Origin of the sequence: Bradyrhizobium arachidis (genome assembly GCF_024758505.1) — a bacterium.
Classification (GTDB): domain Bacteria; phylum Pseudomonadota; class Alphaproteobacteria; order Rhizobiales; family Xanthobacteraceae; genus Bradyrhizobium; species Bradyrhizobium manausense_C.
The window spans coordinates 149,228-175,085 of the sequence record NZ_CP077970.1; the positions used below are offsets into that span (position 1 = coordinate 149,228).

The 25,858-nt window shown below is 63.6% G+C and carries 23 protein-coding genes; 11 read left to right on the forward strand and 12 right to left on the reverse strand.

Annotated elements, in window-relative coordinates; translation table 11 throughout:
* The first annotated feature begins 106 nt into the window (after positions 1-106).
* From KUF59_RS00725 to holA, 4 genes are all read left to right on the forward strand, one after another.
* On the forward strand, positions 107-1,804 hold the full coding sequence (locus KUF59_RS00725; RefSeq protein WP_212456398.1) for a diguanylate cyclase domain-containing protein: 1,698 nt from the start codon (positions 107-109) through the stop codon (positions 1,802-1,804).
* 123 nt (positions 1,805-1,927) lie between these two features.
* Positions 1,928-4,564, forward strand: coding sequence for a leucine--tRNA ligase (leuS, locus tag KUF59_RS00730; protein WP_212456397.1), 2,637 nt, complete (start codon positions 1,928-1,930; stop codon positions 4,562-4,564).
* Positions 4,551-5,102 (forward strand): LPS assembly lipoprotein LptE, encoded by a 552-nt coding sequence (gene lptE, locus KUF59_RS00735; RefSeq protein ID WP_212456396.1) that lies wholly within the window; start codon positions 4,551-4,553, stop codon positions 5,100-5,102. Before leuS ends, lptE begins: the two co-directional genes overlap by 14 nt.
* A gap of 112 nt (positions 5,103-5,214) precedes the next feature.
* Positions 5,215-6,243, forward strand: coding sequence for a DNA polymerase III subunit delta (gene holA / locus KUF59_RS00740; RefSeq protein WP_212456395.1), 1,029 nt, complete (start codon positions 5,215-5,217; stop codon positions 6,241-6,243).
* A 291-nt stretch (positions 6,244-6,534) separates the two neighbouring features.
* Here holA and KUF59_RS00745 read toward each other — a convergent pair whose 3' ends face one another.
* From KUF59_RS00745 to hemJ, 7 genes are all read right to left on the reverse strand, one after another.
* Positions 6,535-7,419, reverse strand: a complete 885-nt coding sequence (locus KUF59_RS00745; RefSeq protein WP_212456394.1) for a ParB/RepB/Spo0J family partition protein — start codon at positions 7,417-7,419, stop codon at positions 6,535-6,537.
* Between the two features lie 161 nt (positions 7,420-7,580).
* Positions 7,581-8,435, reverse strand: a complete 855-nt coding sequence (locus tag KUF59_RS00750; protein ID WP_212456393.1) for a ParA family protein — start codon at positions 8,433-8,435, stop codon at positions 7,581-7,583.
* A 29-nt stretch (positions 8,436-8,464) separates the two neighbouring features.
* Entirely contained in the window at positions 8,465-9,106 is a 642-nt protein-coding gene (gene rsmG / locus KUF59_RS00755) for a 16S rRNA (guanine(527)-N(7))-methyltransferase RsmG (protein ID WP_212456550.1), read from the reverse strand.
* 105 nt (positions 9,107-9,211) lie between these two features.
* A complete protein-coding gene (gene mnmG, locus KUF59_RS00760; RefSeq protein ID WP_212456392.1) occupies positions 9,212-11,095 on the reverse strand; it encodes a tRNA uridine-5-carboxymethylaminomethyl(34) synthesis enzyme MnmG in 1,884 nt (627 codons plus the stop codon).
* 205 nt (positions 11,096-11,300) lie between these two features.
* Complete coding sequence (mnmE, locus tag KUF59_RS00765; protein ID WP_212456391.1) at positions 11,301-12,653, reverse strand: tRNA uridine-5-carboxymethylaminomethyl(34) synthesis GTPase MnmE; 1,353 nt, start codon at positions 12,651-12,653, stop codon at positions 11,301-11,303.
* A 318-nt stretch (positions 12,654-12,971) separates the two neighbouring features.
* The gene (rho, locus tag KUF59_RS00770; RefSeq protein WP_091882608.1) at positions 12,972-14,237 is read right to left on the reverse strand and encodes a transcription termination factor Rho; all 1,266 of its coding nucleotides are present in this window, start codon (positions 14,235-14,237) and stop codon (positions 12,972-12,974) included.
* 246 nt (positions 14,238-14,483) lie between these two features.
* Positions 14,484-14,906: a protoporphyrinogen oxidase HemJ gene (hemJ, locus tag KUF59_RS00775; protein WP_212456390.1), complete on the reverse strand. Its 423-nt coding sequence runs from the start codon at positions 14,904-14,906 to the stop codon at positions 14,484-14,486.
* A 462-nt stretch (positions 14,907-15,368) separates the two neighbouring features.
* Here hemJ and KUF59_RS00780 point away from each other — a divergent pair, with 462 nt between their 5' ends.
* The 4 genes from KUF59_RS00780 to dnaQ are packed head-to-tail and all read left to right on the forward strand — an operon-like array spanning position 15,369 to position 18,188.
* A complete protein-coding gene (locus KUF59_RS00780; RefSeq protein WP_212456389.1) occupies positions 15,369-16,208 on the forward strand; it encodes a pyruvate, water dikinase regulatory protein in 840 nt (279 codons plus the stop codon).
* 9 nt (positions 16,209-16,217) lie between these two features.
* Positions 16,218-16,826, forward strand: a complete 609-nt coding sequence (locus KUF59_RS00785) for a Maf family nucleotide pyrophosphatase (protein WP_212456388.1) — start codon at positions 16,218-16,220, stop codon at positions 16,824-16,826.
* Positions 16,827-16,848: 22 nt separating this feature from the next.
* Positions 16,849-17,448, forward strand: a complete 600-nt coding sequence (gene coaE, locus KUF59_RS00790; protein WP_212456387.1) for a dephospho-CoA kinase — start codon at positions 16,849-16,851, stop codon at positions 17,446-17,448.
* Between the two features lie 26 nt (positions 17,449-17,474).
* A complete protein-coding gene (gene dnaQ, locus KUF59_RS00795) occupies positions 17,475-18,188 on the forward strand; it encodes a DNA polymerase III subunit epsilon (RefSeq protein WP_212456386.1) in 714 nt (237 codons plus the stop codon).
* 140 nt (positions 18,189-18,328) lie between these two features.
* Here the strand turns inward: dnaQ and secB are convergent, their stop codons facing one another.
* A complete protein-coding gene (gene secB / locus KUF59_RS00800; protein WP_212456385.1) occupies positions 18,329-18,811 on the reverse strand; it encodes a protein-export chaperone SecB in 483 nt (160 codons plus the stop codon).
* Between the two features lie 403 nt (positions 18,812-19,214).
* On the opposite strand from secB, the gene KUF59_RS00805 reads away from it, so the two are divergent.
* From KUF59_RS00805 to KUF59_RS00815, 3 genes are read left to right on the forward strand one after another with little or no spacing between them, the layout of a single operon-like run.
* Positions 19,215-19,919: a Tim44/TimA family putative adaptor protein gene (locus KUF59_RS00805; RefSeq protein ID WP_212456384.1), complete on the forward strand. Its 705-nt coding sequence runs from the start codon at positions 19,215-19,217 to the stop codon at positions 19,917-19,919.
* A complete protein-coding gene (gene mltA / locus KUF59_RS00810) occupies positions 19,897-21,480 on the forward strand; it encodes a murein transglycosylase A (RefSeq protein ID WP_212456383.1) in 1,584 nt (527 codons plus the stop codon). Before KUF59_RS00805 ends, mltA begins: the two co-directional genes overlap by 23 nt.
* Positions 21,477-22,070: a Smr/MutS family protein gene (locus KUF59_RS00815; RefSeq protein WP_212456382.1), complete on the forward strand. Its 594-nt coding sequence runs from the start codon at positions 21,477-21,479 to the stop codon at positions 22,068-22,070. The genes mltA and KUF59_RS00815 overlap by 4 nt, the downstream gene beginning before the upstream one ends.
* On the opposite strand, the gene KUF59_RS00820 is transcribed toward KUF59_RS00815, so the two are convergent.
* From KUF59_RS00820 to KUF59_RS00835, 4 genes are all read right to left on the reverse strand, one after another.
* On the reverse strand, positions 22,067-23,191 hold the full coding sequence (locus tag KUF59_RS00820) for a hypothetical protein (RefSeq protein ID WP_212456381.1): 1,125 nt from the start codon (positions 23,189-23,191) through the stop codon (positions 22,067-22,069). The two genes, KUF59_RS00815 and KUF59_RS00820, sit on opposite strands and share 4 nt — an antisense overlap.
* Before the next feature lie 222 nt (positions 23,192-23,413).
* Positions 23,414-24,718 (reverse strand): ATP-dependent protease ATPase subunit HslU, encoded by a 1,305-nt coding sequence (gene hslU, locus KUF59_RS00825; RefSeq protein WP_212456380.1) that lies wholly within the window; start codon positions 24,716-24,718, stop codon positions 23,414-23,416.
* Positions 24,719-24,771: 53 nt separating this feature from the next.
* Positions 24,772-25,374 carry a DUF2585 domain-containing protein gene (locus KUF59_RS00830; RefSeq protein ID WP_212456379.1) on the reverse strand — a complete coding sequence of 201 codons (603 nt, stop codon included), beginning with the start codon at positions 25,372-25,374 and terminating at the stop codon, positions 24,772-24,774.
* The gene (locus KUF59_RS00835; RefSeq protein WP_212456378.1) at positions 25,371-25,856 is read right to left on the reverse strand and encodes a GNAT family N-acetyltransferase; all 486 of its coding nucleotides are present in this window, start codon (positions 25,854-25,856) and stop codon (positions 25,371-25,373) included. The genes KUF59_RS00830 and KUF59_RS00835 overlap by 4 nt, the downstream gene beginning before the upstream one ends.
* Positions 25,857-25,858: the final 2 nt, after the last annotated feature.

Sequence of the window (25,858 nt, forward strand, 5' to 3'; positions counted from 1 at the left end):
GACGTCGATTGACCGTGATCTTACGGAAGTAGGTCCAATTTTACCGAGTTCAAGAAAGGCTTTTTGAACCCTTCAAGCTACCTTGCGCGCGGGGTGGGTAGCGAAGATGGCAAACGTCAGTCTCAACCGCAAACGGGCGAAACTCAAGCAGGTTCTCGGGATCCGGGCACGCCTTGCATTGCTGGCCGTGATTCTGGTCGCGCCGCTGATGTTCGAGCGCGTCCGCTCGCTCGAAGAGGCGCGCGTCAAGCAGATCGCGCAGGCCACCGCTGAATTCACCATCGTTGCACGCCACAGCGCCGATGCGCAGCGCGAGGTGATCTCCTCGGTCGAGACCATTTTGAAAGCGGAAGCCTTCATCCGCGCGTCCGCCGGCGGCATCAGCCGCAGTTGCGATGTGCTGCGCGCCAGCCTGCCGACGAGCCTGCCCTGGATCCGCACGCTGCTGATCGCCGGCCAGGACGGACGCATCCAGTGCTCGACCAACAACATGTATGTCGGTCTCGACCTGAGCGACCGGCCCTACTTCCAGCAGGCGCAGGAGACCGGCCGCTTCGTGCTGTCTGATTTCCTGCTCGCGCGTCCCGCGCAGACCCCGACTGTCATGGCCGCCTATCCGGTCGCCGCGATGGGCAGCGAATCCGGCGCCGTCGTGCTCGCGACCGTGAATCTCGACTGGATGTCGAAGGTCATGGGCAATCTGGGCGGCCGCCCCGGCATCTCAGCTATTCTGGTCGACAGTGCCGGCATCGTGCTTGCCGCGCCCGCCGATCAGCGCAGCGAGATAGGGCGTCCGCTCGATAACGTGCCGCTGATGTCGGCGATATCAGACATGGCGCTGCGTTCGGACCAGGACGAAGGTTCGCTCTCCTTTATGGCGGTCGACGGCTCCAAGCGCGCCGTCAGCTTCATTCGCATCGCCGGCACCAATGCGCGCCTCATCACCAGCATCGATGAGGACAAAGTGTCCGCGGCGGTCAACCGCGACATCCGCACCGCCTATCTCCAGCTCGGCTTCGTCGTCGTGTTCGTCCTGCTCGGCGCGCTGATTGCCGCCGAAAAGCTCGTGATCAAGCCGATCGAGATGCTTGCCGACATGGCAAAACGTTTTGGCGAAGGCGACCTCTCGGCGCGCGCCGCGCGCAATCGCCTTCCGTCCGAATTCGTGCCCTTGGCACGCGCCTTCAACGCCATGGCCGCACAGCTCGGTCAGCGCGAGCGCGAACTGGTCGCCAGCAACGATCGTCTGACCGTGATGGCGTCGATCGACATGCTGTCGGGCCTCGCCAACCGCCGCGGCTTCCAGAGCCGCCTCGACTTCGAATGGATGCGGGCGCAGCAATATGGCAGCGACCTGTCGCTGATGATGATCGATGTCGACCATTTCAAACTCTACAACGACAGCTACGGCCACCTCGAGGGCGATGCCTGCCTGACCAGGCTCGGCGAAACCCTCTCCGGCATCGCCGCCGACACCATGGGCTTTGCGGCCCGCTATGGCGGCGAGGAATTCTGCCTGTTGCTGCCGAATACGGACCTGGCAAAGGCCGTCGAGATCGGCGAGAAGGTGCGCGCGGCGGTGTTGCAGCTCTCCCTGCCCCACATCACCTCGAACCACATGCTGGTGACCGTCTCGATCGGCGTCGCCGCGACCAAGCCGAACGAATCCCTGCGCCCCGGCGACCTGATCGAAGCCGCTGACGCCGCCCTCTACACCGCCAAACACCGCGGCCGGAATACCGTCGCCGAGCACGGCATCGTGCGGATGACCGAGGGTGACGCCGAAATGGCGATGGCGGGGTAACCCGCCTCCCGACTGCCTGTCCTGCGGTCTTTTCGGGGTCCCGGGCGTTGACCCAACAGCCTTTTTTGTGGCCTAGTCCGCCGTCTTTAGGACGGCCAAAGCACACAAAACCCCAACGATTCCATGACCTCCGAACGCTATAACGCCCGCGATTCCGAACCGCGCTGGCAACGCCAGTGGGACCAGAAGGCGATCTTCGCCTCCAAGAACGACGATCCGCGGCCGAAATATTACGTGCTCGAGATGTTCCCCTACCCGTCCGGGCGCATCCATATCGGCCATGTCCGGAACTATACGCTCGGCGATGTGCTGGCGCGCTTCATGCGCGCCAAGGGGTTCAACGTGCTGCACCCGATGGGCTGGGATGCGTTCGGCCTGCCGGCGGAGAACGCCGCGATCGAGCGCAAGGTGGCGCCGAAGGCGTGGACCTATGACAACATCGCCGCGATGAAGAAGCAGCTGCAGTCCATCGGACTGTCGCTCGACTGGTCACGCGAATTCGCGACCTGCGACCCCAGCTACTACAAGCATCAGCAGAAGATGTTCCTGGACATGCTGCGCGCGGGCCTCGCCGAACGCGAGAAGCGCAAGCTCAACTGGGATCCTGTCGACATGACCGTGCTCGCCAACGAGCAGGTCATCGATGGCCGCGGCTGGCGCTCGGGTGCTGTTGTCGAACAGCGCGAGATGAGCCAGTGGGTCTTCAAGATCACGAAGTATTCGCAGGAGCTGCTGGACGCGCTGGAGGGTCTGGATCGCTGGCCCGACAAGGTGCGGCTGATGCAGCGCAACTGGATCGGTCGCTCCGAGGGCCTGCTGATCCGCTTTGCGCTGGATCAAGCGACGACGCCGGCCGGCGAGAGCGAGCTGAAGATTTTTACGACGCGCCCGGACACGCTGTTCGGCGCAAAGTTCATGGCGATCTCGGCCGATCATCCGCTGGCGCAGGCAGCAGCTGCGAAGAACCCGAAGCTCGCGGAGTTCATCGCCGAGATCAAGAAGATCGGCACCGCGCAGGAGATCATCGACACCGCCGAGAAGCAGGGTTTTGACACCGGCATCCGCGCCGTGCATCCGTTCGACCCGAGCTGGAAGCTGCCGGTCTACGTCGCGAACTTCGTGCTGATGGAATACGGCACCGGCGCGATCTTCGGCTGTCCCGCGCACGATCAGCGCGACCTCGACTTCGTCAACAAATACGCCCTAGGCAACACGCCGGTGGTCTGCCCCGAAGGTCAGGATCCGAAATCGTTCGTCATCACCGACACCGCCTATGACGGTGAAGGCCGCATGATCAATTCGCGCTTCCTCGACGGCATGAGCATCGAGCAGGCCAAGGAAGACGTCGCAAAACGCCTGGAAAACGAGATGCGCGGCAACGCGCCGGTCGGCGAGCGGCAGGTCAATTTCCGGCTGCGCGACTGGGGCATTTCGCGGCAGCGCTATTGGGGCTGTCCGATCCCGATCATCCACTGCCCGACATGCGACGTCGTTCCGGTGCCGGACGATCAGCTGCCGGTGACGCTGCCGGAGGATGTGAGCTTCGACAAGCCGGGCAACGCGCTCGACCATCATCCGACCTGGAAGCACGTCAGCTGTCCGAAATGCGGCGGTAAGGCCCAGCGCGAAACCGACACCATGGACACCTTCGTGGACTCGTCCTGGTATTTTGCGCGCTTCACCGATCCCTGGAACGCGAATGCGCCGACGACGCCCGCGGTCGCCAATCGGATGTTGCCGATCGACCAGTATATCGGCGGCGTCGAGCACGCGATCCTGCATCTGCTCTACAGCCGCTTCTTCACCCGCGCGATGAAGGCGACCGGCCATGTCAACATGAGCGAGCCGTTCGCCGGCATGTTCACCCAGGGCATGGTGGTGCACGAGACCTATCAGAAGGCCGACGGCAGCTGGGTGCAGCCGGCCGAGGTGAAGATCGAAGTCGGCGGGAATGGCCGGCGCGCCGTCCTGATGGCGACCGGCGAGGACGTCACGGTCGGCCCGATCGAGAAGATGTCGAAGTCGAAGAAGAACACGGTCGACCCCGACGACATCATCGAGACCTACGGTGCCGACGTCGCCCGCTGGTTCATGCTGTCGGACTCACCGCCCGATCGCGACGTGATCTGGAGCGACGAGCGCGTCCAGGGCGCCTCGCGCTTCGTGCAGCGGCTGTGGCGTCTGGTGAACGAATCGGCCGAGCTGGCAAAGGCCGCGCCGGCGGCCCGGCCGGCTGCGTTCGGCGCGGATGCATTGGCACTGCGCAAGGCAGCCCATGGCGCGCTGGACAAGGTCTCGTCCGGAATCGAGCGGCTGCACTTCAACGTCTGCCTGGCCCATATCCGCGAATTCACCAATGCGCTGGCCGAGGTGCTGGGCCAGGAAACTACGAAGACCGGCACGCCGACGCCGGATGTCGCCTGGTCGGTCAAGGAAGCCGCAATCATCCTTGTTCAACTGTTTGCACCCATGATGCCCCATCTGGCCGAGGAGTGCTGGGTGGTGCTGGGCCAGCAGGGGCTGATTTCGGAGGCCTCATGGCCCCAAATCGAACGCGATTTGCTGATTGAAGACACCGTGACCCTGGTGGTTCAGGTCAACGGCAAGAAGCGGGGTGAGGTCACGGTTGCAACAGCGGCCCAGAATCCGGAAATCGAGGCTGCCGTTTTAGCCCTCGATGCGGTAAAACTGGCCCTGGACGGCAAGCCCGTCCGCAAGGTGATCATCGTCCCCAAGAGGATCGTGAATGTTGTCGGCTAGGATCCGCATTGCAGCCCGTCTTGTGGCGGTCGCCGCCCTGGCGGCCATGACGGCCGGCTGCTTCCAGCCGATGTACGCCGAGCGGACCGACGGCACCCCGGGCCTGCGCGAGAAGCTGATGGGGGTCGAGGTTCCCCCGGTCGACAAGCCGAACGCCTCCCGCGAGGCCCGCGTCCAGGTCGAAGTCCGCAACGCCCTGGCGTTCAAGCTGTATGGCACGGCGACCGGCATGCCGCCGACCCACCGGCTTGTGCTGCGCTTTACGACCAACCGCCAATCGCTGATCGTCGACCCCAATACGGGCCTGCCGAGCAGCGAGAACTACGGCATCGACGCCCAGTACAATCTGATCGAGATCGCGACCAACAAGTCGGTGATGACGGGGACGACCTTCTCACGCGTGTCCTATGACATGCCGGGCTCCTACCAGCGCTTCGCCCGCTCCCGCGCCTATCGCGACGCCGAGGACCGCGCCGCCAACGAGATCGCCGAGAACATCACGACCCGGCTGGCCTCGTTCTTCACCGCCGGCACTTAAGACACACCCCCGTCATTCCGGGGCTCGCGCAGCGAGAACCCGGAATCCAGAGATTGTGGATCGAGATTCCGGGTTCGCGCGTTGCGCGCCCCGGAATGACAAATGGGGCACAATGGTCGCGCTTCGCGGAAAAGAGATCGACTCCTTCCTCGCCCGGCCCGACGCCGGCCGCCCGATCATCCTGCTCTACGGCCCCGATGCCGGCCTGGTACGCGAGCGCGCCGACGCGCTGATCGCGTCCGCCGTCGACGATCCCAACGACCCCTTCTCTCTCGTGAAGCTCGACGGTGACGAACTCTCCGCCGAGCCATCGCGCCTGGTCGACGAGGCCATGACAGTGCCGCTGTTCGGCGGTCGCCGCGCGATCCGCATTCGCGCCGGCTCGCGCAGCTTTGCCAGCGGCGTCGATACGCTGGCCGAGATGAGCGTCAGGGATTGCCGCATCGTGATCGAGGCCGGCGAGCTGCGTCCGGAGTCGCCGCTGCGAAAAGCCTGCGAGCGCGCCAAGACCGCGGTCGCGATCGGCTGCTATCCTGACACCGAACGTGATCTCGCGAAGCTGATGGATGACGAGCTCCGGATCGCAAATTTGCGCATCGCCCAGGATGCGCGCGCGGCGCTGATGTCGTTCCTCGGTGGCGACCGCCAGGCCTCGCGCAACGAGCTGCGCAAGCTGACGCTCTACGCCCACGGCAAAGGCGAGATCACGCTCGACGACGTCATGGCCGTCGTTGCCGATGCCTCGGAGCTGAAGCTCGATCCGATCGTCGACGGCGCCTTCGCAGGGAGACCCGACATCGTCGAGAGCGAATTCGCAAAGGCAATGATCGCCGGCACCTATCCCGGCGTCATCATCTCGGCGGCCCAGCGCCAGGCGGCGTGGCTGCACAAATCGGCGCTCGCGGTTGCCGAGGGCACGCCGATCGCCGCAGTGCTCGATGGCGGCTTTCCGCGGCTGCATTTTTCACGCAAGGGCGTGGTCGAAACCGCGCTGCGCAATTTCAGCGCGCCGCGCCTGTCCGGTATCATCGAGCAGCTCGCCACCGCAGCCCTCGATACCCGCAAGCAGCCGGCACTCGCCGCCGCGATCGCCCAGCGCACGCTGATGGCCATCGCCGCGAACGCGAAGCGGCGGGGTTAGGCACCGCCCTCCCCGCAGGTCATTGCGAGCGCAGCGAAGCAATCCAGAGTCTCTCCGCGGAGGCAGTCTGGATTGCTTCGCTGCGCTCGCAATGACGGTGTTGAGCGAACGCGCCAATGCCTTCCCGACGTCGTCCTGGCGAAAGCCAGGACCCATTACCACCGGCAGTAATTTGGCGAGCGGTACTGGCTCCAACTTCTTATTGATAGATCACGCGGTATGGGTCCTGGCTTTCGCCAGGACGACACCGAGAGTTCGGTCGATTGCTCAGTTCGCAACGACAGAAGGGATCTACAGCACGCCCTTCGCCAACCGCTTCATCACCTCGTCGAGCTGATCGAGGTTGCGGTAGCTGATCTGGACGCTGCCGCCGGGATCGCGGTGGTTGACGACGACCTTGAGCCCGAGCGCGTCGCTGACGCGCTTTTCCAGATCGAGCGTGTCGGGGTCCTTTTCCTTGACCCCTGCACGCGCCTTCTGCGGCTTGCGTTCCGGCACGCCTTCTTCATGCGCGAGCGCTTCGGCCTGGCGCACGTTGAGGCCCTCTTCGACGATGCGCTTGGCCGCGGCGAGCGGATCGGGCACGCCGATCAGCGCACGGGCGTGGCCTGCCGTCAATTGACCGGTCGCAATGAAGGCCTGCACCTCGGCCGGCAGTTTTGTCAGCCGCATCATGTTGGCGACGTGGCTGCGGCTCTTGCCGACGACCCTCGCGATATCTTCCTGGCTGCGTTTGAACTCGCCTGCAAGCGCGTGATAGCCCTGCGCCTCTTCCATCGGATTGAGGTCTTCGCGCTGCACGTTCTCGATGATCGCGAATTCCAGCGCATCGCTGTCGCTGATGTCGACCGGAACGATCGGCACCTCGTGCAGGCCCGCGATCTGCGACGCGCGCCAGCGCCGCTCGCCGGCGATGATCTCGAAGCGGTCCTGCGCACCCTTCAACGGACGCACCACGATCGGCTGGATCACGCCGTGCTGCCGAATCGAGTCGGAGAGCTCCTTGAGCTCGACTTCCGAAAACGTCCGGCGCGGGTTGCGCGGATTGGGCTTGATGAACTCGATCGGCACCTTGCGCTGCGCGCGCGGCCGCTCGACATGCGCGGCCTCGCCGCCGACGTCGCCGATCAGACTCGCAAGACCCCGGCCCAGTCGCGAACGCGCTTCGTCGGCCATCGCCAGCTCCCTTGGATTCACTCGAACGCTCCTGTTACCTATCTTCGTCATTCCGGGGCGCGCGAAGCGCGAACCCGGAATCTCGACATTGTTTCATTTCGAATCTCGAGATTCCGGATCAATTCGCGTGCCGCGAATTGTCCGGAATGACGTTGTTGGATTCAATCCGTGGTGCGCAGCTCGCGCTCGCGCTGGATCACTTCGGTGGCGAGCCGCAGATAAGCTTCACTGCCGACGCATTTGAGATCGTAGACCAGCACCGGCTTGCCGTAGGACGGCGCCTCGGAGATGCGCACGTTGCGCGGGATCATGGTCTTGTAGACCTTCTCGCCCATGAACTGCCTCACGTCGGCGACGACCTGGTTCGAGAGGTTGTTGCGCGAGTCGAACATGGTCAGCACGATGCCGTGGATCGACAGGTTCGGATTGAGCGTCGAGCGCACCTGCTCCACCGTCTGCAGCAATTGCGACAGACCTTCGAGCGCGAAGAACTCGCACTGCAGCGGCACGAGGATCGCGTCCGACGCGGCCATCGCATTCACCGTGAGCAGGTTGAGCGAGGGCGGGCAGTCGATCAGCACATAGGTGTAATCGGCATCGGGCGAGACGTTGTTGTTGAGCGAACCGATGGCGTCACGCAGCTTGAATGCGCGGCCGGGCGTGTGGCCGAGCTCGAGCTCGAGGCCGGAGAGGTCCATGGTCGAGGGTGCGATGTGCAGCCGTGGCACCGCGGTCGCGACAACAGCTTCGCGCAAGGCAGCCTCGCCGACCAGCACGTCATAGGTCGAGCAGGAGCGGTTGCGGCGGTCGATGCCGAGGCCGGTCGAGGCGTTGCCCTGGGGATCGAGATCGACGATCAGGACGCGTTCACCAATCGCCGCGAGTGCCGTGCCGAGATTAATCGCCGTGGTTGTTTTTCCCACGCCGCCCTTCTGATTCGCAAGCGCCAGGATCCGGGGATGGCCCGGCGGGACAATGTCGGTCTGTTCGTGCTGCGGTTCGTCGATCACGGCCATGCCTGTATCCCCACTCACCCCTTGACCCCTCACCCGCGCCGCGTGGCCGCGGTGAGCTCCACGATCCAGCCGTCACCCGTGCGGCTTTGATGGAGTCGAGGCTGAATATTCCAATATTTAGCGGCTTCGGTCAATTCAGCCTCTACATCTTGACCCTTGAGGAACAGCGCTTTTGCACCGTGGCGCATCAGCGGCTCCGCGAAGCCGATGAGTTGATGTAGCGGAGCCAGCGCACGCGCGGTGACGCAATCGACCGGGCCGGTGATTCTATCCACATTATCCCCGATCTCGGCGAGATGTACGACCCCTGGCGACGCGGTAACGCGAATAGCCTCGCGCAGGAACGCCGCTTTTTTTGCGATTCGCTCGACGAGGTGGACGCTCGTGTCCGGCACCTCGGCCATGACGCAGGCCAGGACCACGCCGGGAAAGCCGCCGCCGCTGCCGAGATCGGCCCACCGCTTTGCGCTCGGGGCAAGCGACATGAGCTGCAGCGAATCGGCGATGTGCCGGGTCCAGAGATGCGGAAGTGTCGAGGGCGCGACGAGGTTGGTCTTGGCCTGCCACTCCAGCAGCAGCGCGACATAGCGATCGAGGCGCGCCTCCGTTTCACGTGAAACCGGTGCGAGTTTCAGTGCAGCAGATTTGTCCGCCGCGATCGCCTCGTCCAGTGACCGACCTCGAGGTGCAGCAGGCTTCGTCGCCCCCTCTCCCGCGTCAGGTCGTCGTGGATCGGATCTTCCTTTGCCGGGTCCGCGCTGTTTCACGTGAAACGCCTAGGCCATCGCCTTCGAAGTCTTCCGCCGGGCTTCACGGCGGAGATAGGCCGCGAGGATGCCGAGCGCAGCCGGCGTCATGCCGTCGAGCCGGCCGGCCTGACCGATGGTGAAGGGCCTGGCGCGTTCGAGCTTGCCTCGGACTTCGTTGGAGAGACCCGGCACCAGGGCGTAGTCGACATCGGCCAGCACCAGTCCCTCGTCTCGCCGGAAGGCTTCGACGTCAGCGCTCTGGCGCTCCAGATAGACGTCGTACTTGGCGTCGATCTCCAGGTGGGTCGCAATGACGGGGTCAATGGCCGACAGCTCCGGCCAGATGGTGCGAACCTGGCCCCAGCCGATCTCGGGATAGGCCAGGAGCTCAAAGGCCGACCGGCGCTGTCCGTCCCGGTTGAGGGACAGTCCGTGCTTGCTCGCCTCGTTCGGGGTGATGGTGAGCGACTTCGACAGCGTCTTCGCCGCCCCCAGAGCAGCCATCTTGGCCCGATGATGCCGGGTCCGAACGCTGCCGACACAGCCGAGAGCCATGCCCTTTTCAGTCAGACGCTGGTCGGCATTGTCCGCCCGCAGGGTCAGGCGATACTCGGCCCGCGAGGTGAACATCCGATAGGGTTCGGTGATGCCGCGGGTCACGAGGTCGTCGATCATCACGCCGAGGTAGCCGTCGGCACGGTCGAAGACCGTCAGCGCCGCTCCGCTGGCGGCAAGCGCAGCATTGAGACCGGCCACGATGCCCTGGGCGCCGGCTTCCTCATATCCCGTGGTGCCATTGATCTGTCCGGCCAGGAACAGGCCGCGCAGACGCTTGGTCTGAAGGGTCGGGTCGAGCTCGCGGGGATCGACATGGTCGTATTCGATGGCATAGCCCGGCCGGACCATCTTGACCCGCTCCAGGCCCGGAATGGTGGCGAGGATCGCGAGTTGGACCTCCTCCGGCAGCGAGGTGGAGATGCCGTTGGGATAGACGGTCGTATCGTCGAGCCCTTCGGGCTCCAGGAAGATCTGGTGGCCGTCGCGGTCGCCGAAACGGACGATCTTGTCCTCGATCGAGGGACAGTAGCGCGGGCCGGAGCTCTTGATCTGGCCAGAGTACATCGGGGAGCGATGCACATTGGCCCGGATCACCTCATGGGTCGCCGAAGTTGTCCGGGTGATGCCGCATTGGATCTGGGTCGTCGTGATCCGCTCGGTCAGGACCGAAAACGGTTCTGGCGGATCATCGCCGGGCTGCATTTCGACCGCCGACCAGTCGATCGTGGTCCCGTCGAGCCGCGGCGGAGTGCCCGTCTTCAACCGGCCCAGCGTAAAGCCGGCGGCTTCAAAAGACTTCGAGAGCCCCATCGCGGGGGCCTCATCCACACGCCCGGCGGGCCAGTTCTTCTCCCCGAGATGGATCAGGCCGCGGAGGAAGGTGCCGGTCGTGACGACAACGGCCCCTGCCCGCAAGGTCCGGCCATCAGCCAGGCGCAGACCCCTAACCCGGCCGTCCGAAACGATCAGCCCGTCCGCCTCGCCTTCGATCACGCTGAGACCATCGGTCTGACGGATCGCTGCCTGCATCGCGGCGGCATAAAGCTTCCGGTCGGCCTGGGCGCGCGGACCGCGAACGGCCGGACCCTTCCTGCGATTGAGCATCCGGAACTGGATGCCGCCGGCATCCGCGACCCGGCCCATCAGACCGTCCAGTGCATCGATCTCCCGGACCAGGTGCCCCTTGCCGAGGCCACCGATCGCGGGATTGCAGGACATCGCCCCGACAGTCGCAAAGCGGTGGGTCACAAGCGCCGTGGTCGCACCCATGCGCGCAGCCGCAGCCGCGGCCTCACAGCCGGCGTGCCCGCCGCCAATCACGATGACGTCGAAGGAATCTCGCTCTGTCCGCATAGCGCGGACTTCTATCCCAGAGCGCGAAAAGCCGGAAGCGGAAACTCAGGGAGATGTTTCACGTGAAACAGAGCGGCGGACGTCGGGGGAATAGAAATTCGGAAACAACCCCATGCAAAGTAGAGAGGGGCGCTTTGGGCGAGCTGTTTCACGTGAAACAACGAAGGAGTGGAACAAGCGATAGTTCTACAATGAAGAACTAGCACTACTTTCCGATACAGAACTTCTGGAAGATGGCCCCCAGGACGTCCTCGACGTCCACCCGGCCCAGCAACCGTCCGAGGGCATAGGAGGCCGCCCGGAGTTCCTCGGCCGCGAGCTCCTCGCCCTCGCCAAGAAGCTCCATGCTTCGCTGCAGGGAACCGGCGGTCTGGCGCAACAGCTCCCGCTGCCGGGCGCGGGTGACGAGCGCTCCTTCACTCGCCCCGAAGAACGCACCGGCGAATTCCACCAGGGCCTGGATCAGGTCCGGCAGTCCGTCGCCGCGCTGCGCCGAGATCGCAAAGACCCTGGAGCCCGACTCCGGCGCCTTAGCCTTCCCGGCCGCCGGACTCAAGTCTTCTGTGGCAAGATCGATCTTGTTTCGCACGATCCACACCGGCGCCGCTCCGGCGGATTGAGCGTCGCCGCTATCCCCATCATCGGAAAGCCAGAGCACGAGATCCGCTTCTTCCGCGCGCGCCCGCGCCCGGCGCACGCCTTCCTGCTCGACGGGATCGTCGGTCTCGCGGATGCCGGCCGTGTCGATGACCGTGACGGGATAGCCGTCGAGGTCGAGCTGCACCTCGATCACATCGCGCGTCGTGCCGGCGTGCGGCGAGACGATTGCGACGTCGCGCCGCGCGAGCTGATTGATCAGCGTCGACTTGCCGACGTTCGGCGGACCGGCGATCGCAACGACGAGGCCATCGCGCAAACGTTCAGCTTTGCCCTGCGCTGCAAGCACTCTTGCGATTTCGTCGTGCAGCGCCCTGATTGCCTTCAACGCCGGCGCCTGCAATTCCAGGGGCACATCGCCCTCGTCGGAAAAATCGATGCCGGCCTCGATCAGCGCCGATGCCTCGATGATCCGTTCGCGCCAGTCGCGCGCGCGGTCGCCGAGCAATCCCTGCAACTGACGCAGCGCCTGGCGGCGCTGCCGGTCGGTGTCGGCGTGGATGAGATCGTCGAGGCCTTCGGCCTCGGTGAGGTCGAGCTTGCCGTTCTCGAATCCGCGGCGCGTGAACTCGCCGGGCTCCGCCGCGCGGACATTCGGAATAACAGAAACTGCAGTAAGCAGCGCCGCCAGCACCGCGCGGCCGCCGTGGACATGGAATTCGGCGACGTCCTCACCCGTCGCGCTGCCTGGTCCCGGAAACCACAGCACGACCGCATCGTCGATCGCTCGTCCCTCGGCATCCCGCAGCGTTACCCGGTTGGCCTGCCGCGGGCTCGGGAGCTTGCCCGCCAGCGAGGTCAGCACCTCGCCAGCGACGGACCCGGAGACCCGCACGATCGCAATCGCGCTCGGCGGCCGTCCCGACGACAGCGCAAAAATGGTCTGATCCCTCGGATGCATGGCGGCCTATTTGTCGGCCAACCCGCCAAAAGGCAAATGTCGAATTCAAGCGCCGGACGCGCCTCCATCGACGGTCACCGCGCAACATCCTACTATTGTGCGGCGCAATATACGGCGCAGCATTTTCTTACGCGGTCTACGGCGTTTGACTCAGGTTATGCGCCAAAATCGACGGTTATATGTGTAAATACAATATCTTGAATACTACTCCGTGGCCATTGTCACCGCCGGCCATGCTGCACCCATCCCGCAGCAAAACTGCAACAAAAGCAAAAGGGCGCCCGGAGGCGCCCTTCGCAAACCTTGCTGCGCCAAAACTCAGGTGTTCATCGAGTCGAAGAACTCGGAGTTGCTCTTGGTCGAACGCAGCTTGTCGAGCAGGAAGTCGATCGCGTCCATGGTGCCCATCGGGTTCAGGATGCGGCGGAGCACGTACATCTTCTTCAGCACCTGCGGATCGGTGATGAGCTCCTCCTTGCGGGTGCCGGATCGCGAGATGTCGATCGCCGGGAAGGTCCGCTTGTCCGAGACCTTGCGGTCGAGGATCAGTTCGGAGTTACCGGTGCCCTTGAATTCTTCGAAGATGACTTCGTCCATGCGGCTGCCGGTATCGACCAGCGCGGTGGCGATGATGGTCAGCGAGCCGCCCTCTTCGATGTTGCGGGCCGCACCGAAGAACCGCTTCGGCCGCTGCAGCGCGTTGGCGTCGACACCGCCGGTCAGCACCTTGCCGGATGACGGCACCACGGTGTTGTAGGCGCGGCCGAGGCGGGTGATCGAATCGAGCAGGATGACGACGTCGCGGCCATGTTCGACCAGGCGCTTCGCCTTCTCGATCACCATTTCGGCGACCTGGACGTGGCGCACCGCCGGTTCGTCGAAGGTCGAGGACACGACCTCGCCCTTCACCGAGCGCTGCATGTCCGTGACTTCTTCCGGACGTTCGTCGATCAGCAGCACGATCAGATAGCAGTCCGGGTGATTCGCGGTGATCGAGTGCGCGATGTTCTGCATCAGCACCGTTTTACCGGTGCGCGGCGGCGCGACGATCAGCGCACGCTGGCCCTTGCCGATCGGCGCGACGATGTCGATCACCCTTGCAGACAGGTCTTTTCGCGTGGGGTCGTCGATTTCCATGCGAAAGCGCTGATTCGGAAACAGCGGCGTGAGGTTGTCGAAATTGACCTTGTGCTTGGCCTTTTCCGGGTCCTCGAAATTGAGCGTGTTGACCTTGAGCAGCGCAAAGTAGCGCTCGCCCTCTTTCGGGCTGCGGATGTGGCCTTCGATGGTGTCGCCGGTGCGCAGGCCGAAGCGGCGGATCTGCGAGGGCGAGACGTAGATATCATCCGGGCCGGGCAGGTAGTTGGCATCGGGCGAACGCAGGAAGCCGAAGCCGTCGGAGAGCACTTCGACGACGCCCTCGCCGACGATGTCGGTTTCCTGAATCGAGAGCTGCTTGAGGATGGCAAACAACAGCTCCTGCTTGCGCAGCGTGCTGGCGTTCTCGACCCCTTTCTCTTCCGCGAACGAGACGAGCTCGGCCGGAGTCTTGGATTTGAGGTCTTGGAGTTTGATTTCCCGCATTGGGGTGGTCCTGTGGAGTAACCTTGGAAGGGGGTGCGAGGAGGCTCAGAAATGCGGACGAGCAGGTAAGGTCCGCAGGTCTAGCAAGGTGAGTGCCGGTGGGGGCTTCAAACCTGATGCGGTGTCCGGCTCACAAAAAGCCCGGACACAACCACATCCGCCTGCGTTGGGTGGGATGTCGCTAATATAGAAAATCACTTCTCGCGGCGCAAGCCGAAGCGCTGAGCGGTCGATCACGATGATTGCCTAGAAGGGCTTCACGATCACCATGATGACGATAAAGATCATCAGCACCGTCGGCACCTCATTGATAATGCGGTAGAATTTCTGGCTGCGCGGCCTTTTGTCCGCTTTGAAATCTTTCACCCAGCGGGAAAAAAAGCCGTGGACCGCGGACAGCGCCAGCACCAGTGCCAGTTTTACGTGCAACCAGGGCGAGGCGAACCAATGGCCGGACCACGCGAGATAGAGACCGGCAAGCCAGGTGATGATCATCGCGGGGTTGATGATGACCTTGAGCAGCCGCCATTCCATGACCTTGAAGGTCTCGGACTGCTTTGAGCCGATCTCTGCCTCGCAGTGATAGACGAACAGCCGCGGCAGATAGAGCATTCCCGCCATCCAGGAGATGACGGCAATCACGTGCAGCGCCTTGATCCACTCGTACATGCGTCAAAACCTTCACTTCTCATCAATCGGTGGAGAAACCGGGATTGGTAAGAATTCGTTTAGAGATTGGAGCGCACACATATCCGCGCGCTCGGCTCTTCTAAACCTAAAACTTATAGATTCTTAAAGGTTTGAGTCTGAGTGACCGTGGATTGGACTCACACAATACCGTCCGCCAGTTCGCTCGCGCTTTTTCACATCCATCAACATTTCCAGCGTCGATCCGCCAGATCCGGATAAGCCCGCCATCTTCAAAGGCTTGCGTAGAATTCTCGGCAGCTTATCAAGAGACTTGTACGCGCAATCCCGTTTCCGCTTAGGTCAGGCGCCGGACTTGTCCTTTGGTGGAGCGGTGTGAAGAAACTTGCCGGTTATCCCGCCCCTGGTGTCGCGCAACCCCTTCCGAGGGGTTAAGCTCCACAGCTATTCACAGTTCGTCCCGCCGACATACAAAGAGATTTCGTGCCGACCTCGAACAATTATTTCCATCTACACCTCGTCTCCGATTCCACCGGCGAGACCCTGATCACCGTGGCGCGCGCGGTCGCCGCGCAATACGCCAACGTCACGCCGGTCGAACATGTCTATCCGCTGGTGCGCAGCCAGAAGCAGCTCGATCGCGTGCTTGACGAGATCGAGGAAGCGCCGGGCATCGTGCTGTTCACGCTGCTCGAGAAGGATCTCGTCGCCAGACTCGAGAACAAGTGCAAGGAGATCAACGTCCCGAGCCTCTCGATCATCGGGCCGGTGATGCAGTTGTTCGAGGCCTATCTCGGAGCCGCGACGACCGGGCGCGTCGGCGCCCAGCACGTGCTCAATGCAGAATATTTCAAGCGGATCGATGCGCTGAACTACACGATGATGCATGACGACGGTCAGCACGTCGAAGGCCTCGAAGAGGCCGACGTGGTGCTCGTGGGCGTGTCGCGCACCTCGAAGACGCCGACCTCGATCTATCTTGCCAACCGCGGCATCCGCACCGCCAACGTTCCGCTCGTGCCGGGGATTCCCGTCCCGCATCAACTCGAGACGTTGACGCGGCCGCTGGTGGTGAGCCTGCACGCCACGCCGGAGCGCTTGATCCAGGTGCGCCAGAACCGGCTGCTCAGCATGGGCGCCGATCGGGGCAGCGATACCTATATCGACAAGCAGGCCGTGACCGATGAAGTTGCCTTCGCGCGAAAGCTCAGCGCCAGGCACAATTGGGCGCTGCTGGATGTGACACGACGCTCGATCGAAGAAACCGCTGCCGCGGTCATGAAGCTCTACACCGACCGGCAACGTAACCGTCCCCCGGACTAAGTGCGGCCAATGACTCTCTGGCGCGGCAAAGCTCCGTTGATCCTGGCTTCCCAAAGCCATGCGCGAAAGATGCTGCTCGCGAATGCCGGCCTCACATTCGAGGCAAAGCCCGCGGATATCGACGAACGCGGCATTCAGGCCGGCTCAAAACTCTCGAGTCCGCGCGATATCGCCATGCTACTGGCCCGAGAAAAGGCGAAGGCGGTCTCGGTGCAGCAGCCCGATCGCTATGTGATCGGCGCCGATCAAACGCTGGCGCTCGGCGAACGCCTGTTCAGCAAGCCTGCGGGCCGGGAGCAGGCAGCCGGGCAGTTGCGCGACCTTGCGGGGCGCGTCCATGAGCTTCACTCCGCGGTCGCGATTGCCCGCGGCGGCAAGCTGCTGTTCGAGGATGCCTCGGTCGCCCGAATGACGATGCGATCGCTCTCCGAGGCCGAAATATCGGCCTATCTCGATGCCGCCGGTGAAGCCGTGACGACCAGCGTCGGCGCCTATCAGCTCGAAGGATTGGGTGTGCATCTGTTCGAGCGCATCGAGGGTGATCACTTCACCATCCTCGGCCTGCCGCTCCTGCCGCTGCTTGCCTTCCTCCGCCGCGAAGGGCTAGTTGCGGTGTGACCAGGTAGATGGCGGCGCGGCGATGTTGATCCTTGGACTGACCGGCTCGATCGGAATGGGCAAATCCACGACAGCAAAGCTGTTCGCGGAGGCGGGCGTTCCGATCTATGACGCCGACGCCGCGGTCCATCAGCTTTACGAGGGCGAAGCCGCGCCGGCGATCGAGGCGGCCTTTCCCGGCACGACAGCCAATGGCAAGGTCGATCGCGCAAAACTGTCGGCGCGCGTGGTCGGCGATGCCGCGGCCATGAAGCTGCTCGAGCAGATCGTGCATCCGATGTTAGGGGCCTCGCGGCAGAAGTTTTTCGCGGACGCCGAGGCGGCGAAGGTGCCGGTCGTGCTGCTGGACATTCCGCTATTGTATGAGACCGGCGGCGAGAAGCGCGTCGATGCCGTCGTCGTGGTGACGACGTCGCCGGAACTTCAGCGCGAACGAGTGCTGGCGCGCGGCACGATGGACGCGCAAAAACTCGATGCGATCATTGCGAAGCAAATGCCCGATACCGAGAAGCGCAAGCGCGCCGATTTCGTGGTGGATACCTCGCATGGCCTCGATCCGGTGCGGGCGCAAATCAAGGACATTCTGGCCGAGGTCGTTAAGATGCCGCAGCGGCGAAACTGATTCGCCTGATAACAGCACCTTGAATCATGCGTGAAATCGTTCTCGACACCGAAACCACCGGCCTCGATCCCCTGCGCGGCGATCGCCTGGTCGAAGTTGGCTGCGTCGAGATTTTTAATCGCATGCCGACGGGGCAGACCTTTCACCGCTACATCAACCCGCAACGCGACATGCCCGCCGAGGCCTTTGCCGTGCACGGGTTGTCGGCCGAATTCCTCTCGACCAAACCTCTGTTCGACGAAGTGGTCGACGAGTTCCTGGAATTCATCGGCGACGCGCCGCTGGTGATCCACAACGCTTCGTTCGACATCAGCTTCATCAATGCAGAGCTCGACCGCATCAAGCGTGCGGCGATCCCGCGCGAGCGGTTGGTGGACACGCTCTTGCTGGCGCGGCGCAAGCATCCCGGCGTGTCCAATCGCCTCGACGATCTCTGCTCGCGCTATGCGATCGACAATTCCCACCGCACCAAGCATGGCGCGCTGCTCGACGCCGAGCTGCTTGCGGAAGTCTATGTCGACCTGATCGGTGCGCGTCAGTCGCAGCTGATCCTGGCGGCGGAAACCGAGGAAATCCGCCTTGGCGCTGGTGGCGAGATGCCGCGGCGGCAGCGGCCGGCCCCGCTCACCCCACGCATCACGGATGCCGAGCGCGAAGCCCACCGTGCCTTCATCGCGACGATGGGGGACAAAGCGATCTGGAACGAGTATCTGGCCGCGCCTGCGGCCAGCCCGACCTGATTTCGAGCATGGTCAGATTAGGTCGAGTCGGGCCGCTGGCCGGAGAACTCGATTCACCTCTCCCCGCTGGGGAGAGGTGAGCACCGAGGCCACAGGCCGAATGCGATCGTTCAACTTGACCGAATTCAGCTCGGCTTGACTTAGCTCGGCTTGACCTGAGCCTGCTGCTGGGCCCGTTCCATGTTTTGGCGGTAGAGACCGACGAAATCGACGGGATCAAGCATCAGGGGCGGGAACCCGCCGTCGCGGACCGCGGTCGCGATGATCTCGCGGGCGAACGGGAACAGCAGCCGCGGGCATTCGATCATCACCAGCGGGTGCAGGTTTTCCTTCGGCACGTTGACGATGCGGAACACGCCCGCATAGGCGAGCTCGAACGAGAACATCACCTTGCCGGCGGTCTCGGCCTTGCCATCGACCGACAATGTGACCTCGAACTCCTGCTCGCTGAGATTATTGGCGTTGACGTTGATCTGGATGTTGATCTGCGGCTGCTGACCCTGCTGCTGCAACGAGGCGGGCGCGTTGGGATTCTCGAACGAGAGGTCCTTGGTATATTGCGCCAGCACGTTGAGCTGGGGAGCCTGGGCCGCGTCGGGGGCGTTGCCGTTACCGTTGGTCATGAAAATCTCTCCTTAACCCCGAATGGGCCTGATATCGCGGCCGGTTGGCTAACATATGGCCGCCTCGTTCCACAAGGACGAACCGACCCCGGAGGTGCTGTTCCGGCGGGGGTTGCGGGGGTGCCTCCCTACCCGTCCCGGTCTTCCCGTGTGCATCTTAAACGTTTGAAGATGCGTGATTTCCGGGCAGGATCGGGTTTCCCCTTAAGCATAAAACGCGCTACTATTCGCACTGTGCCAAAAGGCGCCATTGGCCGGGCAAGATTTCGTGCCTACATCCCGCGGACGTGAAGCGGTCCTAAAAAGGTGATGTAGTGTTGCCGTTCCGGTAAGGAACGGTCTACTCGCTGGGCTTATTTTCCCGGCAAAGGCCAGACGGCAAAGACCAGAAAGCGAATACGACGTGGATATCTACACTATCATCTTCCTAGCGCTGGCGGTCTTCATCTTTGTGCGCCTGCGCAGCGTGCTGGGGCAGCGCACCGGCAATGAGCGGCCGCCTTTCGACCGCACCGCGCGCAACGCCCTCCAGGGCGCCCAGGACAAGAACGTCGTGACGATGCCCGGCAAGGTGATCGATCAGGCTCCGCTCGCGCCGAGCGCCGATGTCGCGCCGCCGAGCGACCGCTGGAAGGACCTCGCCGAACCCGGTACGTCGCTCGCCCAGGGCCTCGATTCCATCGTCGAGAAGGATTCCTCGTTCGACCCGCGCCATTTCCTATCGGGCGCCCGCAGCGCCTACGAGATGATCGTGCTCGCCTTTGCCAATGGCGATCGTCGCGCGCTGCGCGACCTGTTGTCGTCGGAGGTCTATGAGAGTTTTGACGCCGCGATCAAGGAGCGCGAGAAGGCCGAGCAGAAGACCGAGACGCGCTTCGTTTCGATCGACAAGGCCGAGCTCGTCGGCGCCGAGGCGCGCGACCGCACCGCGCAGCTCACAGTGCGCTTCGTCTCGCAGATGATCTCGGTCACCCGCGACAAGATCGGCAGCATCGTCGATGGCAGCGCCGACAAGGTCGCCGACATCACCGACGTCTGGACGTTTGCCCGCGACACAGGTTCTCGCGATCCGAACTGGAAGCTGGTTGGCACCGGAAGCGCGCATTAAGCTGGCTTTTTGGAATTGCGCGACGGCGCTGTGCGCAGGTGCCGTCGCGCTGTCGTCGTTTTCGCTGACAGCTGAGGCTGCGCGCCGCCACTACCACGGCCGTCATCATCCCACCCCGCCTGTCGCGACCCTACCCGCACGGGCGCTGCCCTACCCTAACCTCTCCCTGCCCTTCGACATTCCCGGCACGCAATATCTTCCGCTTGCCTGGACCGACATTGCCGGCTGGAGCGACGACGACCATCTCGCCGCCTACAAGGCGTTTCGCGTCAGCTGCAAGTCGATCACGCCGCAAAACCAGCCCTCGCCCGATGCCAAGGCGATCGGTGGATCCCTGAACGAGCCCTGCCGGATCGCGAAGACGCTGGAGCTGACCGACAACGCCAGGGCCAAGGCGTTCTTCGAGGAGCATTTTTCGCCGCTCCGCATCTCGCGCCTCGGCGAGCCCGACGGTTTTGTGACCGGCTATTATGAGCCGATCCTCGACGGCTCGCGCACCCAAACCGACGTCTACACCGTGCCGGTCTATCGGCGGCCCTCAAACCTGTTCGTGCGCGGCTTCAAGCAGGACTCGGTGAGCCTGCCCAACAAGGGTCAGGTGTTCCGCAAGATCGGCCGTCGCAAGCTCGTCCCTTATTACGACCGCGGCGAGATCGAGGACGGCATCATCGCCGGCCGCGGGCTCGAGATCTGCTACCTCAAGGATTCCACCGATCTCTTGTTCGCGCAGATCCAGGGCTCGGCGCGGATCAAGCTGGAGGACGGCACGACCGTCCGCATCAACTACGACGCCCACAACGGTTATCCCTACACGGCCGTGGGGCGGATTTTGATCGAGCGCGGCATCATCCCGAAGGAGGAGATGTCGATGCAGAAGATCAGGGAGTGGATGGCGCAGAACCCTGATGGCGCCAAGGAGCTGCGGCGGCAGAACCGCTCCTACATCTTCTTCCGCGAGGTGAACCTGTCGGACAAGGACGAAGCCGTCGGCGCCCAGGGTGTGCCGCTCACCGCCGGCCGCTCGATCGCGGTCGACAAGGCCCTGCACGTCTACGGCACGCCGTTCTTCATCGAGGGGCAGTTGCCGATCGACTCCGATCGATCGAAGACGCCATTCCACCGCCTGATGATCGCGCAGGATACCGGCTCGGCGATCGTCGGACCCGCGCGAGCCGATCTCTATTTTGGTGCCGGCCAGGAAGCGGGCCGCGTCTCCGGCCGCCTGCGTCATCCCATGCATTTTGTGATGCTGGTGCCGAAGAGCCTCGATCCGGTGGCGCGCGGCCAGCGGCTGCCGGTGCCGGACCCGCGGCCCTCGGAGAAAATCGCAAAACTGTTTCCGCAGACTGTTCCTGCCAAAGATCAGAAGAGCGCCGCGCCGACGGCTGCTGCCGCGAAAGCGCCGGAGACGGCGAAGGCCGCTGCTCCCGCCGCCGTGCCGCAAGCCAAAGATGCGACGGTGGCCGTGGCGAATCCGGTGCCGTTGCCGGAGCCGCGCCCGGTCATCAAGCAAAACCGCGAACAGCGTAAGCACGTCCGGCGGCGCGCAATTCAGCAATGAAGCGACCGTCGCATCCGCCCGTGCTGGACCCGCCTTCATCGCCGCGCCGCCGTATGCTCAGCGAAGAGGATCGCACGCTCTGGGACCTCGTCGCCAAGCAGGTCAAGCCGTTGAAGAAGCCGCGCGCTACAAAGGCGCCTGCGGCAAAGCGCTCTGAGGTGACAGCGAATACGACGCCGGTTGCGAAGCCGCCGATGTCGCAGCGGCCCCATGCGCCCGCCCCCGCACCGCGCGTGGCAAAACCTGCGGTGCCGCCGCTCGCGCCGCTCGGCAAGCGGGAGCGGACAAAGCTGTCGCGCGGCCGCAGCGAGATCGAAGCCCGGCTCGATCTTCATGGCATGACGCAGAACCGTGCTCACCACGCGCTGTCGGGCTTTTTGCAGCGGGCGCACCATGACGGCCTCACCTTCGTGCTCGTCATCACCGGCAAGGGCCGGACCGGCGGCGAAAGCGGCGTGCTACGCCGCCAGGTGCCGCAATGGCTGAGCCTGCCGGAGTTTCGCAGTCTTGTGGTCGGCTTTGAGGAGGCCGGCATCGGCCATGGCGGCGAGGGCGCGCTTTACGTGCGAATAAGGCGAACTCGGGTCTAGAACGGCCGCACGATTCCCACGCGCGGAATCAGCGTCACGATCAGGCCAAAAATATTGGTGTTGCGATCCTCGGTTGGAATCGGCGGCGTTTCGCGCGCGACGGGCAGCATCTTCACGGCGTGCAGGATCAAAAACATGCAGACCGCCCAGTTCGAGATCCAGCGCGAATAATCGAACACCATCGCGAACATCACGAGATAGGCGAGGCTGACGCCGATCAGCCCGGCGATGACGAGGCGGCGGTGCATGTCGTCGGCGAGGGCGCGGACGAGGCCCGCAAGATAGCGCCACAGCGGCGCGTGCAGCCAGATCAACAGCGCGAAGACGGGCACGCCGAGGATGTTGTGGGGCATGCGGCCCCAGGTATCCGAAATCTCCTTCGCCAGCGGCTGGTACCAGATGTAGCTGAATTGCAGGAGGTCGGTTCGCGCCGGATCGGCCATCCTGCTCTGCAGGTAAGTTACGAACTCCGTTTCCGGAACCGGCATCACACCCCAAAACTGGGCCGCGAAGAACAGCGCGCTGATGCAGGCCATGGCGAGGATTCCGCAGGCGATATTCAGCCGATTGAAGCCGAATGCCAGATAGTGCCTGATCACGGCGATGACGATGATCGTCGGCACATACATCAGGAGATGGATGTGGTGGATCAGGATCAGGATGATCGAGAACAGCGCGGCGAGTGCCACGAACAGCAGCGAGCGAGCAGGGATCAGCAGCAGCACGATCGCCAGCGCACAGCCATAGATGTCGAAGTGGCCGAGCGTGTGCATGAAATTTTTCAGGAAGAACGGCGAGCCGGCCATGAAGACGAACAGCGGCAGGGTCTTCTCGTTGAAGCCGAACGTCTTGCGGAAGAGCTGGACGAACAAGCCGAGCGTGATCAGCCACGTTGCGCCGGCCAGCGCGAACACCAGCCACACCGGCACTTTTGCCGTGAACAGCGCAACGGCGGCGCCGATCAGCGCGCGCTTGATGAAGCCGAAATGATAGTCGACGACGAGATGGATGTAGGGGACCCAGGGCGGCAGCTGGACCTTATTGATGAAGACGCCGGCGATGACTGCGGCGTTGACGGCGAGCAGAAGCCGCCACGGGTTTTGCCAGATGCTAGCGCGCACGGGGCACTAGCCTGGCGGTTACCCCCGCTGTCGTCCCGGACAAGCGAACTCCTGGCAACGCGCAGCGTTGTCCAGAGTGAGCGCTGATCCGGGACCCATAACCACAGGAAGCTGTTTGAGCCAAGACTGGGGCCGCTATCTTTTCCAACAAGGACCATCAGGGGTAATGGGTCCTGGCTTTCGCCAGGACGACGGCGGAATAGATAGCTGACCTCTAGCGAATTACAAAATAAACCGGCTCAGATCGGCGTTCTTGGCGAGGTCGCCGATGTGCTTCTGCACATAGTCGGCGTCGATCTGGATGGTCTCGCCGTTGCGGTCGGGCGCGGTGAAGGAGATTTCGTCCAGCACCCGCTCCATCACCGTCTGCAGCCGCCGCGCGCCGATGTTCTCGACCGACGAGTTGACGGCGACGGCGATGTCGGCGAGCGCGTCGATCGCGCCGTCGGTGATGTCGAGACGGACGCCCTCGGTCTGCATCAGCGCGACATATTGCTTGATCAGCGAAGCTTCGGGCTCGGTGAGGATGCGCCGCATGTCGTCGCGGGTCAGCGCCTGCAATTCGACACGGATCGGCAGGCGGCCTTGCAGCTCCGGCAGCAGGTCGGACGGCTTTGCGATGTGGAAGGCGCCGGAGGCGATGAACAGGATGTGGTCGGTCTTGACCGCGCCGTGCTTGGTCGAGACGGTGGTGCCTTCGATCAGCGGCAGCAGATCGCGCTGCACGCCTTCGCGGGAGACATCGCCGCCGACGCGGCCGTCGCGCACGCAGATCTTGTCGATCTCGTCGAGGAACACGATGCCGTTGTTCTCGGCCGCGCTGATCGCCTCCTGCACGAGCTGGTCGTTGTCGAGCAGCTTGTCGGATTCCTCGTTGACGAGGATCTCGTGCGAGCTTTCGACCGTCAGCCGCCGCATCTTGGGTCGGCCGCCCATCTTGCCAAAGATGTCGCCGAGCGAGACCGCGCCCAGTTGCGCGCCCGGCATGCCCGGGATCTCGAACATCGGAAAGCCGCTGCCCGAACTCTGGGTCTCGATCTCGATCTCCTTGTCGTTGAGCTCGCCGGCGCGCAGCTTCTTGCGGAACGATTCCCGCGTCCCGGTGCTGGCATTGGCGCCGACCAGCGCATCGAGCACGCGCTCCTCGGCGGCAAGCTGGGCCCGCGCCTGCACGTCCTTGCGCTTCTTCTCGCGCACCTGGGCGATCGCGACCTCGACGAGGTCACGCACGATCTGCTCGACGTCGCGGCCGACATAGCCGACCTCGGTGAACTTTGTCGCTTCCACCTTCAGGAACGGCGCGTTGGCCAGCTTTGCCAGCCGCCGCGCGATCTCGGTCTTGCCGACGCCGGTCGGGCCGATCATCAAGATGTTCTTCGGCAGCACCTCTTCGCGCAATGAGCCCGTGAGCTGCTGGCGGCGCCAGCGGTTGCGCAGCGCGATCGAGACGGCGCGCTTGGCGTCGGACTGGCCGACGATGAAACGGTCGAGTTCGGATACGATTTCGCGGGGAGAGAAGTCTGTCATGTCTGCTTAGCTAGGGTCAGAGGCGGCCGAGGACAAGCTGCATTTTTGAACCGTCAGATGATCGGTGGGCCCGATTGCCACTGCTTCACGGCGTCCAGCGGATGGATCAGCATCAGGATATTCAGCGTCAGATTGTCGCGAATATGGAGCGCCATCACGATTTCGAAGGCGAGCGCAACAACCACGGTTGCGGTTACCGGCAGTGCGCGCGCCGTGAGGAAACCCAAAATCATGGCCACCGTGTCGGAAACCGAGTTCACGATGCTGTCGCCGTAATAGTCCAGCGAGATGGTGCCGGCGCGGTAGCGCTCGATGATGACAGGTGAATTCTCGACGATCTCCCAGGTGCCTTCGACCAGCATCGCGATGATCAGGCGCGCGGGCCACGACAGCCGCGAGAACAGCAGCCAGGTCAGACCGTAGAACAGAAAGCCGTGCAGCACATGCGAGAGGGTGTACCAGTCCGCGATGTGCTGCGAATTCTCCGAGCTCTGCACCACGCCGTGCCAGAGCTTGACATAGCCGCAGGTGCAGATCGGCACGCGGCCCATCGCAAACAGGATCGAGGCCTGGAGCGCGAGCAGGAGCAGCGCGATACCGACCCAGTAGATCGAGGGAATCGAGATCTTGTTATCGTCGATGCGCGCCGTCGTCATCGATCGCGTACCATCAGCAGCGCCGGCCCGTCCGGCGTCTCGACCATGTCAATTCTTTCAAAGCCTGCCTTCTCATAGGCGCGCACCGCGCGAAGGTTCTTGGGGTCGGGATCAGTGACCATGCGCGGCAAGCCCTGCTGCAACTGGTCGTCGACGAACTGGCGGATGAAGCTGGATCCGTGACCGCGTTCGATCATGTCTGACACACCGATGAACTGATCGATGCCACGGGTACCCTCCGGTTGCGGCCCAAGGCCGGTATTCCACGCCGTCAGGCGGTAGCACTGAAGGTAGCCGAAGGGATCGCCCCCTGCCAACACGATGAACTGGTCCATCGCCGGCTCGTCGAGGTCGCCGGCCACCAGCGCATACTGCTCGTCGGGATCGCCCCACCATTCCCTCACATGCGGCGCGCGCAGCCACCGCCCGATCAGCGGCAGGTCGGCCGCAATCATGGGGCGGAAAGTGTAGGCGGAGCCCATCG